Raw genomic sequence first — 14,521 nt, 5'->3', positions numbered from 1 at the left:
GTTCGACCCGCGGTCGCTGTGGTGGATCAACTGGCCGTCGCGGACGTCGCGTGACCAGATGCCGTATTCGAGGGCGGCGAGGATCAGGTCGGTGTCGCAGCGGTCGGAGGTCTTCCACCCGACGATCCGGCGGGAGAACACGTCCCGGACAGCGGCCAGCCAGAACACGCCCTCGCCGCAGGGGATGCGGGTGGCGTCGGCGACCCACAGCCGGTTCGGGCCGGCGGCGGTGAACTGCCGGTTGACCAGATCCGGTGCCGGCGTCGCCCGCGGGTCCTGCCGGGTCGAGCCGCCGCGCCAGCCTCGCCGCAGGAACGCGCCCTGCCAGCCCTGGGCGGCCATCAGCCGCTCGACCCGCTTGCGGCCGACGCGGATGCCGTCGCGGCGGAGTTGCCGGTGCACCCGGTCCGCGCCGTAGGTGTGGCCGGAGGCGGTCCAGATCTCGTGAATGTTCGACAGCAGGCCGAGGTCGACCACGTCGCGCTCGCAGGGCTGTTCAGCCTGCTTAACCCACGCGTAGTACGTCGAGGCGCCGACGCCCAGGACCCGTAGCAGGAGCGCGACCGCGAACTGGTCACGGTGTTCATAAATGAACGTCATGACCGTCGCCGGGTCGGGTCGAGCTCCGCCGCGAAATACGCGCTCGCCGCCTTCAGGATCTCGTTCGCCCGACGCAGCTCCGCGTTCTCCCTCAGCAGCCGGCGATTCTCGGCCAGCATGTCGCTGCTCGGCCGATCATGACGCTCACCCGCGTCCGCTTCGGCCTGCCGGATCCAGTTCCGCAATGCCTCGTGATGCACGCCGAGCTGCTCGGCGAGACGCCGGATGACCGGTTTCGGGTCCGACTCGCGGTACAAGCGCACAGCACGCTGGCGTAGCTCGTCGGGGTACTTCTTCGGTGCTGCCACGGATGACTTCCTCCCCACGGCCATCAGACCATGATCAAGAAGCTCCATGAAAGCGGGGGTGGCTCAGGCCCACGTGTTACGAGCCGCCCCGACCTCAGCGGTGCACCTCGTCCTGGCGCCACTGCTGGCACTCGCAATAGCGGTGGTCAGCCTGTGAGCATCCGGTAGGCGTCTCGGGCGATGTAGCGCTTCAGACAACGCATGATCTCGGTTTTGGTCTTGCCCTCGCTGATCCGGCGGGCGACGTAGTCCTTGGTGGGCTGATGGCAGCGCATGCGGACCAGGGTGATGCGCCAGAGGGCGCTGTTGGCGTCGCGGTCGCCGCCGCGGTGCAGGCGGTGGCGGTCGGTTCGGCCGGAGCTGGCCGGGATGGGGGCAACGCCGCAGAGCCTGGCGAAGGCAGCCTCGGACCGCAATCGGTGGGGGTTGTCGCCGGCGGTGACGAGGAGTTGCCCAGCGGTGTCAACGCCGACGCCGGGCAGAGCGACGAGGTCGGGGGCCACAGCGGTAACGAGGGCGGTCAGGTGGCTGTCGAGGTCATCGATCTCAGCTTGAAGGGCGGGCCAGCGGCGGGCGAGGCTGCGTCAGGGCAACTTTGGTGGCGGTGGCGGGATCGGTCACCGGGCCAGGCCGCAGAGCAGCGCAGGCGCGGACACGGTGCTTGCCGGACAGCCGAGCGCTCGCATCCGGTCCTGGATCGCCACCACCTCGTCCGGCAGGACGAGGCGCTCGCCGACGGCGAGCCGGGCGATCCGGCGCCGGTCCTCGGTCAGCTCGTGGACCTCCGCCTGCAACGCGCGGTGGGCGCCGGCGGCGATAATCGCCTGCTTTGGTCGTGCTTCTAACTGAAGGGCGGGACAAGAGCGTTCGAGAGGACGATTCCCGATCTCACCGCACGACACTCCAACATGACGGAGAATCATCCCAACTCCGGCAGGAAGTCGACCCTCTACGGTGGGGTGGCTACGACGACAACCGCTGCGGGTTGGAGGCGCAGGGATGATCTGCGACAGTCGGAACAGGCTGCGCGAGTGAGATCGTGGCGGCAAGAGCGGTGGTATTCGGTCAAGGACCGACCTCTGAGGGCCGTGGTGGCAGGAGTAGGGCGGGCGGGCGTTCCCGCCGTGGTCATCGTTCCTGGCCTGGGGGCTGTGCGTTACCTGTCTGAAGCTGTCGAAGCGACGGGCGCCTGGACGCAGTGTGTGCTGCTGGACGTGCCGGGTTTCGGCTACGGCGGGCCGAAAACCTGCGAGCCAACTGTGCAGGCAGTGGCCGCTACGGTGGCGGCATGGCTTGTTGATCACCGCCCGGGACCGGTGGTGCTGGCCGGCCATTCGACCGGTGGACAAGCAGTGTTGCGCGTCGCTGCTGAGCTACCCGGGCAGATCCGCGGCCTGGTTCTTGCGGGTCCCACCTTCGCACCGCAAGCTCGGCGACTGGCCGGGCTGGTGCGCGCGTGGGCACGCACCTCCCGCCACGAGCCGGGCTCCGGGCTGTGGGCCGCCCTGCCCGACTACCGGCGAGGTGGACTTCGGCGCCTTATCCGTTACGTGCGGAGCGGCCTTGCGGATCGTCCGGAAAACCTGGTCGGCAGCGTTAGTTGTCCGATCCTGCTGGCTAGGGGCGAGCACGACCACTTCGCCGCCGCCGACTGGGTCGACCGGCTGGCCGCGACAGCGCCGCGAGGGCAGGCGGTCACCGTCCCGGGAGCGCACGCCTTTCCCTACTCCCATCCCAGGCGCTTCGCCCAGTTGCTGGCGCAAGCTGCACAGCTCGACTGAGCATCACGGCGACCCAGCAACCGGTGGGAGCCGCACCTTCTGACAGCGCCCAGGCGGGCCCCTCTTGGCCAGGATGGGGTGAGACACCGCGTGTGAGTGCGGGGTGCTGACCGAGGGCGGGATCGGAGATCCTGGTGTACGTGTCGACATCTTCTGAGGACCAGCCCGTGCAGGGTGTGCCGAGCGGGTCTGATCCGGCGCCGCGGCCGTCTCGGCGGGTGTTCAGCCCGGAGTTCAAACTCGCGGTCCTGACCGAGTACGAGAACGCTCCGCATGGCGAGAAGGCCGCGGTCCTTCGCCGCGAGGGCCTGTATTCGTCGCATCTGATCGAGTGGGCCCGCGCCCGTGACGCGGGCGCCCGGACCGGCGGCGGCGAAAAAACGTCTCCGGCTTCCCGGCCGCGGAAGACCGCTGAGCAGGTCGAGTTGGAGAAGCTACGCCGGCAGAATGAGAAACTGCAGGCGGATCTGAAGAAGACCCGGATGGCGTTGGACATTATGGGAAAAGCACACACGCGCTCTTGGAAGAACTCTCCGAGAGCGCGGACAACGATCCGCCGCCGAGCAGATCCTGACCACCGCCTTCACCGATCTGCGGTCCGGCGAGCTGTCGGTGCAGCGCTGTGTGCGTTGACCGGAACGTCACGGGCGACCCACTACCGGCGGAAGAATGGTCTTGGGCCGATGCACGGGCCCTGGCTACCTCGAACCCCGCCACCGTCGGCGCTGACCGACACCGAACGGGTCCGGGTCCTCGAGGTGTTGAACAGCCCCGCGTATGCGGATCTGGCGATCCCGCAGGTCTGGGCCCGGGAACTCGACGATGGCCGGTACTGGTGCTCGCTGTCGACGATGTACCGCGTCGCCCGTACCGCCGGGCAGGTCAGGGAACGACGCCGGCAGGCCACGCACCCACCGCGGGTGCGCTCCGAACTCGTCGCGGGCCCGGCCACCCCCGCCGGCGTACAACTCAACGTGCGCAACGCGGTCCGACCCGAACGTGCCCAGGTTCAGGCAGAGACACTTGGATGGGTTCGACCCGTCGCGCGGGTGCATGGACCTGCATCGGCGGCGCGACACCTCATCGCACCGCAGCGATCACGGTCGGTTTATCCGGCTAATCAGGGTTACCTGTCGCCTGCTATTGGCGCCCGGATCGCGGCCATGAGAGTGGGCTCAATCAAGCCTCGAGCCGAGCTGAAACCTCTTTGATCACGAGTATGCGGCCTGTGATCAGTAGTGGGCCAGGATCTGCAAGACAGGGTGGCCGAGAAGGGTGGCCACGTCGACGAGCTCCTGGGCGTCGAGTTCGTACCTTCGGCGATTCGCTGGTGTGTCAGATCTGCGGCATGGGTTGCTCGGGTTCGCGGCCGCGGGCGCGCCACGCGTCGGAGACGGCGATCCCGGCCAGTACGACAGCGACGGCGACCCCCGCGGCCAGCGGTGGCAGGTGCCAAATGGCCGGGATCAGGAGGCCAAGGGCGAGCAGGCCGGCCAGTCGCGACCGGGAGATCCGACCGAAGACCTGGAGTTCGAAGGGTGCCCGCCCCACGAGGAACAGCGCAGGCCCGCCGAGGATGACGACAAGCCACTGCGGTTCCGGCCGGGCGAGCGGCTCGACGATGAACAGCTCGAAGCCGACACCAGCGAGGAAGACACCCATGATCATGAACAGGTGACTCCCGGCGACCGCCAGGGCCTCGCGGACCGGGTTCCGGGCGCGGGTGATGGCCAGGGGCAGGATCGATCCGGCCCGGTAGAAATAGACCCGCCAGAACAGCACGATGCTGACGAACGCTAGCCCGAACGCGGCCGCGTGCGGGATGCCGAAGCTGCTGTTGCTGAGGGCCCTGCCGGATACGAAGATCGCCTCACCCAACGTGATCAAGAAGAACTGCTGCAACCGCTCGGCCAGGTGTTCACCCGCGATCCGCCCGCCGGCCCATCCTTGAAAGCCGAACACATACCCTCCGTAGTCGACGGCCACTGCGAGGGTCCAGAGCAGGCCGCGCACAGGAACGTCGTCCACCAGCGCGCCGGCGATCCACAGCACCGCGCCCACGACGATCGCGAGCACCACCGGCGCATTGACCCACAGACGGAAGACCAGCAGGACCAGCGGGCGGGCTACCCGGGCCGCCACGTAGGCGCCGACAAAGACAAGAAGCCGCCCCTCAGGCCCCTGCACCGCTGCGACGGCCATCAGTACGGCGCAGGCCATTTCGATGAACACAATGATCTGGACCGGCGGCGATTCCGGGTGCAGTCGGCTGGTCAAGGCGGCCGCCGCCGCCCACAGCAACCAGAGCGCCAGGAACATCAGGAAGGTCGTGACAGCCTCGCTGACCAGCATCTGGTTCCCGCTGCGGAAGTCTTTGATCAGCCGCAAGCTCACCTGATTGAGCGCGAACACGAAGACGAGATCGAAGAACAGCTCCAGAAAACTTGCCCGCTGCCATCGCGCTTCCTTGCGCACGAGCCGCTCGCCGTCCGGCTCACCCATCCGTCACCGGTCGGACGTGAACGTTCGCAGAAGTCACGATGTTCCCTCTCGTATGAGTGATCACCACACTCAACGAGCCAGGAACGACGGAAACCACTACACCACGCACCCTACTTCGAGATCTGAACATGTGGTTAGGGCTGCTCGAACGGCGCTCACGTACCTGTTCGGTCGTGCCACCTGCACACAGTGCAGTGCCACGTTCCGGGTGTCCGACCAGGTCCACCGGTACTGACGCTCTTGAACGGAGCAGGCCGCGCACGCAAGCAGCCCAAGGCCCGACTTTCGGGAGAATCGCGCGGTCAGCGGCAGACATCCCATGTTCTGAGGTTGTCAAGAAGTGGGCTGGAGATGTGCCCAGGCGGTTGCCTCGTCGTAGGTCGTATCGGTTTTGAGGCAGCCGTGCAGGATGCCGACGAGGCGGTTGCCGAGTTGGCGTAGGGCGGCTTGGTGGCCGGTGCCGCGGGCGCGGAGGGCGTCGTAGTAGGCGCGGGCGCCGGGTGAGCCTTTCAGCGAGCAGAAGGCCCATTGGTGCACGGCGTCGGCGAGTCGTCGGTTGCGGGCGTAACGGGCCAGCACGATGGTGCGGGTGCCGGATGCGCGGGTGATCGGGGAGGTGCCGGCGTAGTTCTTGCGGGCTTTCGCGTCGGTGAAGCGGTGGGGGTCGTCGCCGAACTCGCCGAGGATCCGGGCGCCGAGGACCACGCCGAGGCCGGGTTGGCTCAGGTAGTGCTCAGCGTCCCGGTGCCGGCCAAAATGGTCGGCCACTACCTGCCCGAGCTGCTCGACCTCGACGTTGAGCGCCGCGATCAGCCGAACCTGAGCGGTCACGATGGCCGCGTAGGCGGCCTGGACGGCGTCCGGCTGGCGCAGCTGCGCCCCGCGTAGTCGCTGCTGCACGTCGGCGGCTTTGGCGTCAACGTGGCGGCGGTTCGCCCGCCGCAACGCCGCGGCGATCTGCGACCGCGATAGCCGGGCGGCGCGAGCAGGATCCGGCGCACGCGCCAGCAGCTCCAACGCGTCCGACGCGGTCAGGTCGTCGAAGACGTCCAGGGCGGCGGGGAAGAACTCCCGTAGGACGCTGCGTAGCCGCAGCAGCTGCCGCGTGCGGTCCCAGATCAGGGTCTGATGGGTGCGGGCGACGAGTTTCATTGCCTCGGCTTGGTCGCTGTCCCCGGCGACAGGTCGGTGATGGGCATGGTCCAGTCGCACGATCTCGGCGAGCACGTGCGCGTCGCCGGCGTCGGACTTCGCCCCCGAGGTGGAATGCCGTTCGCGATAGCGGGCCACGGACATCGGGTTGATCGCATACACCTGATAGCCGGCCGCGATCAATGCTTGCACCCACGGGCCGCGGTCGGTCTCGATCCCGATCCGCACCTGCGCTGCGGCCTCGCCCGGGTCCAGGTCGGCCCACTCGGGCGGCATCCGCTCGGCGATCAGCGCGTGCAACCGGGTGACGCCCTCGAGACCTTCGGGTAGCCGTTTACGGGCCAACCTCGCACCGTGGTCGTCGACGAGCTCAACGTCGTGGTGGTCCTCGGCCCAGTCGTCTCCCAGATACAGCATCACGCCACCTTCCTCGATGGACAGTGTCGTCCATGGCAGCGTGGAAGAGACCTCAGCGATCTAATGGCCAAGTGCTCACCGCGAACATCCGGGGCACGTCATCCCATCAGCTGTCCAGCCTCCTCACGACCAGCGGGCGCACGGTCTGCCGCAAGACCTTGAAGGCCTGAAGAGAAGAGTGCTGACCCGCCAGCCGCTACCAGAGCCATCCTGCCGCAGCAGGCTGACAGAACCCATTAGATGAGGACGTTTTCCGCCGCCCGGCCAAGGCTGTCGGACTACGGCAAGTTCACACGGTGTCGACGTTGACGCACTTGCCCACTAATCCTTCTCACAATCTCGATCTGGATCTAGCCCCCTGACAGCGGAAGCACACCTACTCGGTCCCGCCATGACCCGATCTTGTCCCCTTGGTCAAGCGCCGCCGTGCGCCCGCTCGAACAGCGCATGTAAGTAAACCGGTCGAGCGCTGTTGACCAACAGTCATGCTGGCGTCGGCACCCAGTGCTCGGCCCATGACTTCATCATCGAGCCGCGAAGAGATCGGTCATTGCTTTGCGGCTCCGCCGGCTCGGCTTGGTGCCGTTGCTGAACAAGTACGGCCATTGCGGGCCGTCATAGGAACCAGCCACCCAGCCGTAGGCCCCTGCCGCGGCGCCACCGAGAGCAATTGCCTCGCACGCCACGCCGAGAATGTTCAGTGGGCTTTGTTCCTGCACCAATTGCACGGTCGCGCCGGTCGCCCCGGCCGTGCCGACCAGGGTCATCAGCCTGGCGTACCGGCCGTCGAACTCCTTGCCGAATCCGCTGCGCTTGGCCTGCCGAAGTTTCTGCGCGAGGTCGCGCATCAACGCGTTGTCGTCGATCGTTGACCCGTGCTGAATCATCATCTTGTACGTGACGAGCCACTCGATGAGTTCCTTGTGACCGTCGCCGGCGATGAACTTCGGCAGGCTTGGATGACCACGGCATTCGTCGAGCCGCGCCAGCACCCCGAGCAGTTGCTCGGCCAGCGCGTCCGTGGACGCGGATCGCACCGGAAGGTCCGCCGCCACGCCGGCACGCCCGAACCGGCCAGCGGTCAGAATGTCTAGGAAGCGAGTGTCGGTACGGCTGAGCAGGAACGGCACCTCAGCGTCGGCGTCATTGACCGCCTGGCCGTGGTTCCGGGCGTCGCGCAGGATCCGAAGCGTTGCGGTCTCCGGATCCATCTGCTCCCGGGTGATCGCCTCCAGCGTCCCGCCCGGTACGTAGTCCTCCACGTCCGGCCGGTCGAGCACCTCCTGCCAGAACTCGATCTGTCCCGGGTCGGCGGATAGCGTCCGCTCCGCCCACGCCTGCCCGGGCTCGTCCTCCGCGATGATCACCCGTTTCTCCTCAGCCGGAACGTGCAGGTCGCGGATGTACGTCCGATAGATTGCGCCGTCGATCTCGTCGTCCCAGGCTGCGGCGTCCCACTTCCTCGCCCGCATGTCACGGTAGCTACGGTCCAGTAGCCACCGTTCCCGGCCGACGATGCGCACCTGCCGGTGCTTCAGGAGGTGGAGGAAGTCGTCCACCGAGATGCTGCCGTACTGGCGGAACATCGCACTCGACGGCGCCCACAACACGACCGGTTTGCTGCCGGCGATCAGGCGGTGCAGATTCGCATAGCCCGCCGCTTTGTAGTCGCTGATATGGCAAAACGTGCGGAAGCCGACCTCGCTCATGTCAGTGTCGCCGCCTCGGCGTCCGGGTCGGCCGTGTCAAACGGCACTGGCGACAAGCCCGCGACGATGAGATCCGCCGTACCGGTATTGCGGATCGCGTGCGCCACCCCCAGGTGCACCGTCAGGCTGACCCCGCCGGCACCCCGGAAGACCCGGTTCTGCGGCGTACCGCCCGGGTCACTCCAGTGCAACTCCCACTCGTCCTCGTGCAGCACCACGAGTACCTCGCGCTTTCGCGCGTGAAAATGATTGCCGCGAACCGCGCCTGGTCGCACGGTCATTAGATGCACGTCCGCGACTCCGCCGAGCGCAGCGAGGGCATTTCCGGGTACGGCGAAGGCGAGTCCCCGCGGGTCACCCGCGTCCGCCCGGCAAGTGACTTGGATGCCGGATGTCATAGACGGACTGTGGCAGCTGCGGTCCGACCTCCACAAGCGACCGATCGGTTGGCTCAAGATGTCGATGTATCCGTTTCCAGCAACGGCCCGCCCAGCAGAATCTCTGGTTGCTCTCGAGGACATGACTCGGGCTTGACCTCAATCTTGGACACGGTTTCTCGACAGGCGCGAGCGTGGTCTGCGAGGTTTAGATGTTGCTCCCGTAGGTGATCGGGACGTCCACAAGAACACTCCGGTCGAGTCGTCGCAAGACCTACATTGAGCATCGTGCCGTTGCTTGCCCGCAAGATTTCGAGAATTCATAAAGCCGGATTCCCGCGAGTTCAGTGCCGCGTTGTCATCGGCAGTTCAGGATGCCGGGCACCACGGGACGCCGAACACCGAGCGTGACGGCTCGTCGTCTACCTGCGCGCACGGACGGCGGCATGTCCGGGCGTGGCGGTGGACAGGTGATGACGGTGATGACCTTCCGTCTCGCTGACCACGCCGCCGTGCGATGGGTGCGGTCGGCCAGCGTCCCGGCCTCGTGATCGGGAATCCGTTGTTGCTGGTACCGGTTGGGTTCAGTCCGTCAACGAGCGGTCGAGTACGTGCTTGGTCCGGTTGCGTAGAGCGTCGAGTTCGGTGGAGTTGCCTCTCACCTCGGTGATGAGCTCGACGGCGGCCAGCAGGTACTCAAGGGCGATGATGTGCTCGTCGAAAGGAGCGTCGACCTCGAACCGGTCGAGCAGAACCGCGAAGTCGGCCAGTACGGCCTCGGCGCGGGTGGCGGCCCGGTCGGGATCGCCGTTTCGCTGGATGCAGCGGGCTGAGTCGATCATCGCTCGTCCGACGAAGGCGTGGCATTGGCCCAGCAGGCGGGTGACGATGCGTCCCACCAGTGCGAGGCCACCCTCCTCGAGTTCCGGGCCGGGCTGGGCAGCGAACGTCGCGGTGACCTGGCGAGCAGCTGCGGCGAGGGCGACACCGTCGACCCACTCCTGGGAACCCTCCGGGGCGCAAGGCTGCTGCCCCAACCGGGCGATGCACGCTTCGGCGGCGACCGATAGTGACGTCGCTGCTTCCAGGAGGAGGTGAAAGCGCGTCCGATCCGGCTCCTGAGACGCGACTGCCAAGCGTGCGACCTCGAGCGCTACGGCGACGTCTTCGGTGCCGTGCGTGGGCTGGCCACGCCTCGCGCGCTCCAGCAGAGCCTGCGCCGACGCCTGCTGCTCCGGCAATAACCCAGGAGCATCATCGCCGACGGGCAGTCCGAGTTCGAGCCGGTAGGAGGTCCACGCCAACGGGTCTTTGACCGGGTCCGGCTCGTTGGCAGGGTTGCCGGACGCGGCACGAATGATTCCACCCTCGACACGGTCCATGGCCAGCCGTGCATCATCGAACGGCAGCGCGAACCGCTCGGTCAGGACGGCAAGGACATCGCGACGGCGCGTCCCCTCCTCGTCGGCCGCCCGCAGATACGCGACAAGAGCGCGCACCGAGGTTCCGCGAGCAAGGCGCACACTCAGGTCGTCCGTCCACTCCACGGCACGAGGATGCCCGTCCCGACCTCGAACCACAAACGAGCCCGTCAGCTGCTCCGCGACCCGGCGTGCCGCCTTCTCGCCCGCCCGCTGTCGGATCAGGCCCTCCTTGGCCACGCCACGGACGGTAGCGATAACCCTCCCGCCATCTTCCGACAGCGTCACCGTGACGACGGCAGGGTTCAGGTTCATGGCACCGCTGCCGATCATGGCCTGCAACTCGGTGGTCCGGGTACCCAGGGCGTCCAAGGTCCGGGCGACCAGGTCGGTGGCCGTCGGCATCGGCGGCCGCAGTTCCACGTTGGTCTCGAAGATGTCGGCCCGCATCCACCTGGCCGCCCGGCGAGCGCCCCGCCCAGCGCCCCGGTTCACCCTGTCGCCTACCACGCCGAGCCCGGCGACCAGTAGGTCACTCTCCTCTGGGGTCAGCTCCACGGCCATAGTGGATCATCGCCGGCACACGATGACAATCCCTGGATTCCGGGGCCTTCGCGGATGCCTCTGGCCGTTCGGTCGCTGATGCGACGAAGCAGAAACCGCCAGGGACCCGCCACATCTCCCGCCGAAGCGACAAGCGCTCTCTCAGCCGCATCCGCTCATCGGCATGTGAGTGCACCGCCACCGTCGACACGCCGGCAGCCGGCCGGTCGAACGTGTGTACGACTAGTGTGCTGGGGGTGGAGGTACATGGTCGCTACTGGAACGGGGCGTGGGGTCGCATGGCCCGGCGGGATATCTGGCTGGTCACCGACGGTCAGCTCTGGCGGGTCCGTGGCCGCCTCGGTGGTGACGGAGGTCAGGAGGTGTCCTACGACTTCCGGGACGAAGCATCCGCCCGGTCGATGGTCGACCGGATGATGAAGACCTCGGCCGGCACCTGGCGGGATCTCACGGAGGCAGTCCGGCAGGAGGCAAACCGCCGGCAGACTCATTAGCTATGCCCGGCCGCTGCCCGGTGGTCCCTCAGCGGCAGGCGTCTGCCCGGACGTGCACACCGCACCAGGTCGCCAGATCAACTGCCCACACCCGCCAGCCGCCGGCGTCTCGCACACCTCCGCACGTCTGTTCGGCGGCGTGCGTCGCGGCTACTGAGCGCGCCCTCATCCGCCCAGCCGGGGCAGCTGTAAGCGGATCTTGACGGCGGCCGCAGGGGCCGGGACTGTCTCTCCCACCCGCGGCATGATGCTCGGCTGTGCTACTTCGATTGGCCTATCTCGGTGTGACGAACGCGTTCGCGATACTGCGGCTGCTTCCGATAAGCGACCGGCACAAGGACGTGGAGATCCTGGCGCTGCGCCACCACTTCACCATCCTGGAGCGACAGCTGGGCGAGACCCGGCCGCGGTTCTCCCCCAGCGACCGGTCGGGCCGACCACGCACCCGTCCGCTCCATCTGCGCCCTGGTGCTACGCCTGGCCCGGGAGAACCCCAGCTGGGGCTACCGGCGCATCCACGGCGAACTGCTCGTCCCCGGTATCAAGGCCGCCGCCTCCACCGTGTGGCAGATCCTCAACGAGGCCGGGATCGACCCCGCACCCGAGCGCACCTCCTACCACCTGGACCGCCTTCCTCCGCGCCCAAGCCGACACCCTGCTCGCCTGCGACTTCTTCGAGACCGTCACCCTGACCGGGACTCGGATGTACGTGCTGGTGGTCATCGAGCACACCAGCCGCCGGATCCGCATCCTTGGCGCCACCGCCCACTGGACCGCCTCCTGGGTAGCCCAAGCGCGAAGAACCTGGTGATGGATCTGGAGGACGTCGGCCGCCGGGCACGGTTCTTGATCCGGGACCGCGACGGAAAGTTCCCCTCCCTGTTCGACGCCGTGCTCGACGACGCGGGGATCGAGGTAGTGCTCAGCGGCGTGCGGATGCCGAGAATGAACGCGTTCATGGAGCGATGGGCGCAAACCTGCCGCCGCGAACGGCTCGGCCGCACCCTGATCTGGAACCAGCGGCACCTGCTCCACGCCCTTCGGCAAGCACAGGGCTGCGGACATCGATTGACGCCGTCCGGGCTGGTAGCTGCCGTCGCCTTCAAGCCGATGGCCGGCGTAAGCCACAGGCTGGTGGCGCATCGCGCCCGGCCCTCTGTTCCCTCGAATCTTGCGTCAACGCTCGCACTCGAGCAGGTTGGCCGGCACCGTCCCCTCCAAGCCGCCCCTCTACCAATCGGGTTGAATCTCGCTCCCACTCCCATGGGAGTCCGGTAGAAGGTGGTGCAGTCCTGTCAATTGCAGTACACCGCGTGCGGGGCTTTGTGGGGTAGCGGTGACGTGCAGGTCGGTGATGGTCCGGGTGACTTCATGCAGGACCTGGACGCCGGTGCTACTCAGGTGAGTGACAGCGGTTAGGTCGATGGTGAGCGGGAGGCTGCCGCCCCGGCTGGCCTGCATGATCGCGGTGCGTAGCCGAGGGCCGGTGGCCAGGTCTACCGGGCCCTGCACGCGCAGTGTTCGGCACGTCGGGGTCTCGATGACGGCGAGCGCGAACTCGTCGGCCACGATGGCCTGTTTGTGGGGACCGGCGGCCTGGGCGGCGGCCGCGGTGGTGACGTTGGTGGCCTGGCCGATGTAATGGTGCATGCTGATGGTGGTGCCGGCTTCGGTGTGCCTGACCTCCACACGATCGACGAGTCCTCGAATCATCGTCAGTCCCCGACCGCGACCGCCCGGGTCGTGGACCGGTGGCCGCCACTGTCCCTGATCAGTGCAGGTGAGGCGCACGGCGCCCTGGTCGTCCAAGCCGGCGTGCATCGTGAATGCCGCTGACGTGCCGCTCGGGTAGGCGTGGTCGATGGCGTTGGTGGCGGCCTCGCCGGCGGCGTGGATGAGATCGCTGGTGTCTTCGGCGCTGGCACCGATTCGGTCGAGCCAGTCGCGCATGTGCTGACGCATCGGGTGCAGCGCTGTGGTGTCGGCGGGAAGAGTGAGCCGCAGGGGTGCGGCGGGCTCCGGCAGGAGGTGGGCGGCCAGGAGCGTGGTGTCGTCGCGGAAGCCGCCCTCGGCCAGGGCGAGACGTTCCGTGACCAGGGTGCAGATTCGATCGGGCAGCCGGTCGGGGACCGTCGTGTCCTCGTCGAGCATTTGCCAGCGAGCTGCCGCTGCGGCGGTGGCCAGGGCGCGGGCGCCGTCGTGCAGGCTCTGCCGTGGCCGCTCGATCAGGCCGTCGGTGTAGAGCAGCAGGACGTCGCCGTTCCCTAGCCGAAAGGTGTGGACGGGGGCGGGGCCGACTCCCGTGCCGAGTGGCCCTGCAGGCGTCACGGGCAGGTAATGGCCGTCGCCGGTGGCGCCGATCAGCAGCGGCGGCGGGTGCGCGTGGCTGGCCACCTCAAGTGCGCCCGTGGTCGGGTCGAGCACGGCGAGGCAGGTGGTGGCCGCCCGGGTTGCTGAGGCGCGGGCCGCGAAGGCATCCAGGACGGTCAGCACGTGCGGCAGGCTGCCGCCGGACTGCAACGCCTGCCGGGCGACGGCGCGGAGTTGGCCCATCGCCGCCGCGGCCGTAGCACCATGCCCGACGACGTCACCGACGGTCAGCGCGAGCCGCCCGTCGGGCAGGGGAACGGCATCGAACCAGTCCCCGCCGGCGACAAGGTCGCTGCCCGCGACGAGGTAGTGGGCGGCGATCTGAACGCGGGGCAGGACGGGCAGCACGTCGGGCAGGAGGCTGCGTTGCAACTCCAGGATCAGACCGGCGGCTTGGCGGTAGCGGCGTTCGGCGGTTGCGACGGCGGCTTCGGCAGCCTGCCGGGCGACCACCACGGGCGTGGCGTCGACAGCCTGCACGATCACCCCGCGCACCGAGCCGTCCGGGTTGTGCCAAGGCGCAATGTCGAAGGTGTAGAACGCCTCGGTCAAGCGGCCGTCACCGTGGCGGTCGGTCAGAACGCGCTGCTCGTAGCCGTGCGAACGGACACCGCGTAGGGCCTGGTCGAGGAGTTCGAAGATGTGCTGACCGGCCAGTTCGGGTACCGCTTGCTTGAAGGGTTCACCGATCAGGCCGGTGCGGTTGCCGACGGCGGCTCGCACCGCCGGATTCGCGGCGACGACCCTCAGCTCAGGACCTTCAAAGATCCATACGAATCCGGGCAACTCCTCGAAAGCGTCGATCAACGCCTGCGGATCGCCGCAA

At 67.7% G+C, this 14,521-nt stretch carries 14 protein-coding genes; 4 read left to right on the top strand and 10 right to left on the bottom strand.

Going from position 1 to position 14,521, the window contains the following annotated elements; genetic code table 11:
• The 4 genes from I8N68_RS31535 to I8N68_RS31520 form a co-directional block, all read right to left on the bottom strand.
• A partial coding sequence (locus I8N68_RS31535; RefSeq protein WP_200216765.1) for an IS3 family transposase occupies positions 1–600 on the bottom strand: 600 nt, incomplete at its 3' end.
• Positions 597–908 carry a transposase gene (locus tag I8N68_RS31530; protein WP_200216764.1) on the bottom strand — a complete coding sequence of 104 codons (312 nt, stop codon included), beginning with the start codon at positions 906–908 and terminating at the stop codon, positions 597–599. The genes I8N68_RS31530 and I8N68_RS31535, both read right to left, overlap by 4 nt.
• A 146-nt stretch (positions 909–1,054) precedes the next feature.
• Entirely contained in the window at positions 1,055–1,411 is a 357-nt protein-coding gene (locus I8N68_RS31525; protein ID WP_200216763.1) for a transposase, read from the bottom strand.
• Positions 1,412–1,525: 114 nt separating this feature from the next.
• A complete protein-coding gene (locus tag I8N68_RS31520) occupies positions 1,526–1,702 on the bottom strand; it encodes a hypothetical protein (RefSeq protein WP_200216762.1) in 177 nt (58 codons plus the stop codon).
• 114 nt (positions 1,703–1,816) lie between these two features.
• On the opposite strand from I8N68_RS31520, the gene I8N68_RS31515 reads away from it, so the two are divergent.
• Positions 1,817–2,689 (top strand): alpha/beta fold hydrolase, encoded by an 873-nt coding sequence (locus tag I8N68_RS31515; protein ID WP_267909714.1) that lies wholly within the window; start codon positions 1,817–1,819, stop codon positions 2,687–2,689.
• 218 nt (positions 2,690–2,907) lie between these two features.
• Positions 2,908–3,900, top strand: coding sequence for a hypothetical protein (locus I8N68_RS31510; protein WP_200216760.1), 993 nt, complete (start codon positions 2,908–2,910; stop codon positions 3,898–3,900).
• 124 nt (positions 3,901–4,024) lie between these two features.
• Here the strand turns inward: I8N68_RS31510 and I8N68_RS31505 are convergent, their stop codons facing one another.
• The 5 genes from I8N68_RS31505 to I8N68_RS31485 all read right to left on the bottom strand — a co-directional run bounded on the left by I8N68_RS31505 (position 4,025) and on the right by I8N68_RS31485 (position 10,717).
• Positions 4,025–5,191: a low temperature requirement protein A gene (locus I8N68_RS31505; protein ID WP_200216759.1), complete on the bottom strand. Its 1,167-nt coding sequence runs from the start codon at positions 5,189–5,191 to the stop codon at positions 4,025–4,027.
• Positions 5,192–5,524: 333 nt separating this feature from the next.
• A complete protein-coding gene (locus tag I8N68_RS31500; RefSeq protein ID WP_200216758.1) occupies positions 5,525–6,760 on the bottom strand; it encodes an IS110 family RNA-guided transposase in 1,236 nt (411 codons plus the stop codon).
• Positions 6,761–7,284: 524 nt separating this feature from the next.
• Positions 7,285–8,469 carry a hypothetical protein gene (locus tag I8N68_RS31495; RefSeq protein ID WP_200216757.1) on the bottom strand — a complete coding sequence of 395 codons (1,185 nt, stop codon included), beginning with the start codon at positions 8,467–8,469 and terminating at the stop codon, positions 7,285–7,287.
• A complete protein-coding gene (locus I8N68_RS31490; RefSeq protein ID WP_200216756.1) occupies positions 8,466–8,867 on the bottom strand; it encodes a polysaccharide biosynthesis C-terminal domain-containing protein in 402 nt (133 codons plus the stop codon). Before I8N68_RS31490 ends, I8N68_RS31495 begins: the two co-directional genes overlap by 4 nt.
• A 563-nt stretch (positions 8,868–9,430) precedes the next feature.
• Positions 9,431–10,717 (bottom strand): hypothetical protein, encoded by a 1,287-nt coding sequence (locus I8N68_RS31485; protein ID WP_200216755.1) that lies wholly within the window; start codon positions 10,715–10,717, stop codon positions 9,431–9,433.
• 350 nt (positions 10,718–11,067) lie between these two features.
• Here I8N68_RS31485 and I8N68_RS31480 point away from each other — a divergent pair, with 350 nt between their 5' ends.
• Both I8N68_RS31480 and I8N68_RS31475 read left to right on the top strand, forming a co-directional pair.
• Positions 11,068–11,325 carry a hypothetical protein gene (locus I8N68_RS31480; protein WP_200216754.1) on the top strand — a complete coding sequence of 86 codons (258 nt, stop codon included), beginning with the start codon at positions 11,068–11,070 and terminating at the stop codon, positions 11,323–11,325.
• Positions 11,326–12,135: 810 nt separating this feature from the next.
• Positions 12,136–12,603 (top strand): integrase, encoded by a 468-nt coding sequence (locus I8N68_RS31475; RefSeq protein WP_200216753.1) that lies wholly within the window; start codon positions 12,136–12,138, stop codon positions 12,601–12,603.
• On the opposite strand, the gene I8N68_RS31470 is transcribed toward I8N68_RS31475, so the two are convergent.
• The coding region (locus I8N68_RS31470) for a SpoIIE family protein phosphatase (protein ID WP_200216752.1) at positions 12,556–14,521 on the bottom strand (1,966 nt) is incomplete at its 5' end. The two genes, I8N68_RS31475 and I8N68_RS31470, sit on opposite strands and share 48 nt — an antisense overlap.

Source organism: Micromonospora coerulea, assembly GCF_016598485.1.
In the GTDB taxonomy this organism is placed as follows: domain Bacteria; phylum Actinomycetota; class Actinomycetes; order Mycobacteriales; family Micromonosporaceae; genus Micromonospora; species Micromonospora coerulea.
The sequence above is the reverse complement of the archived record's forward strand: the minus strand, read 5'-3'. Positions and strand labels throughout refer to the sequence as shown.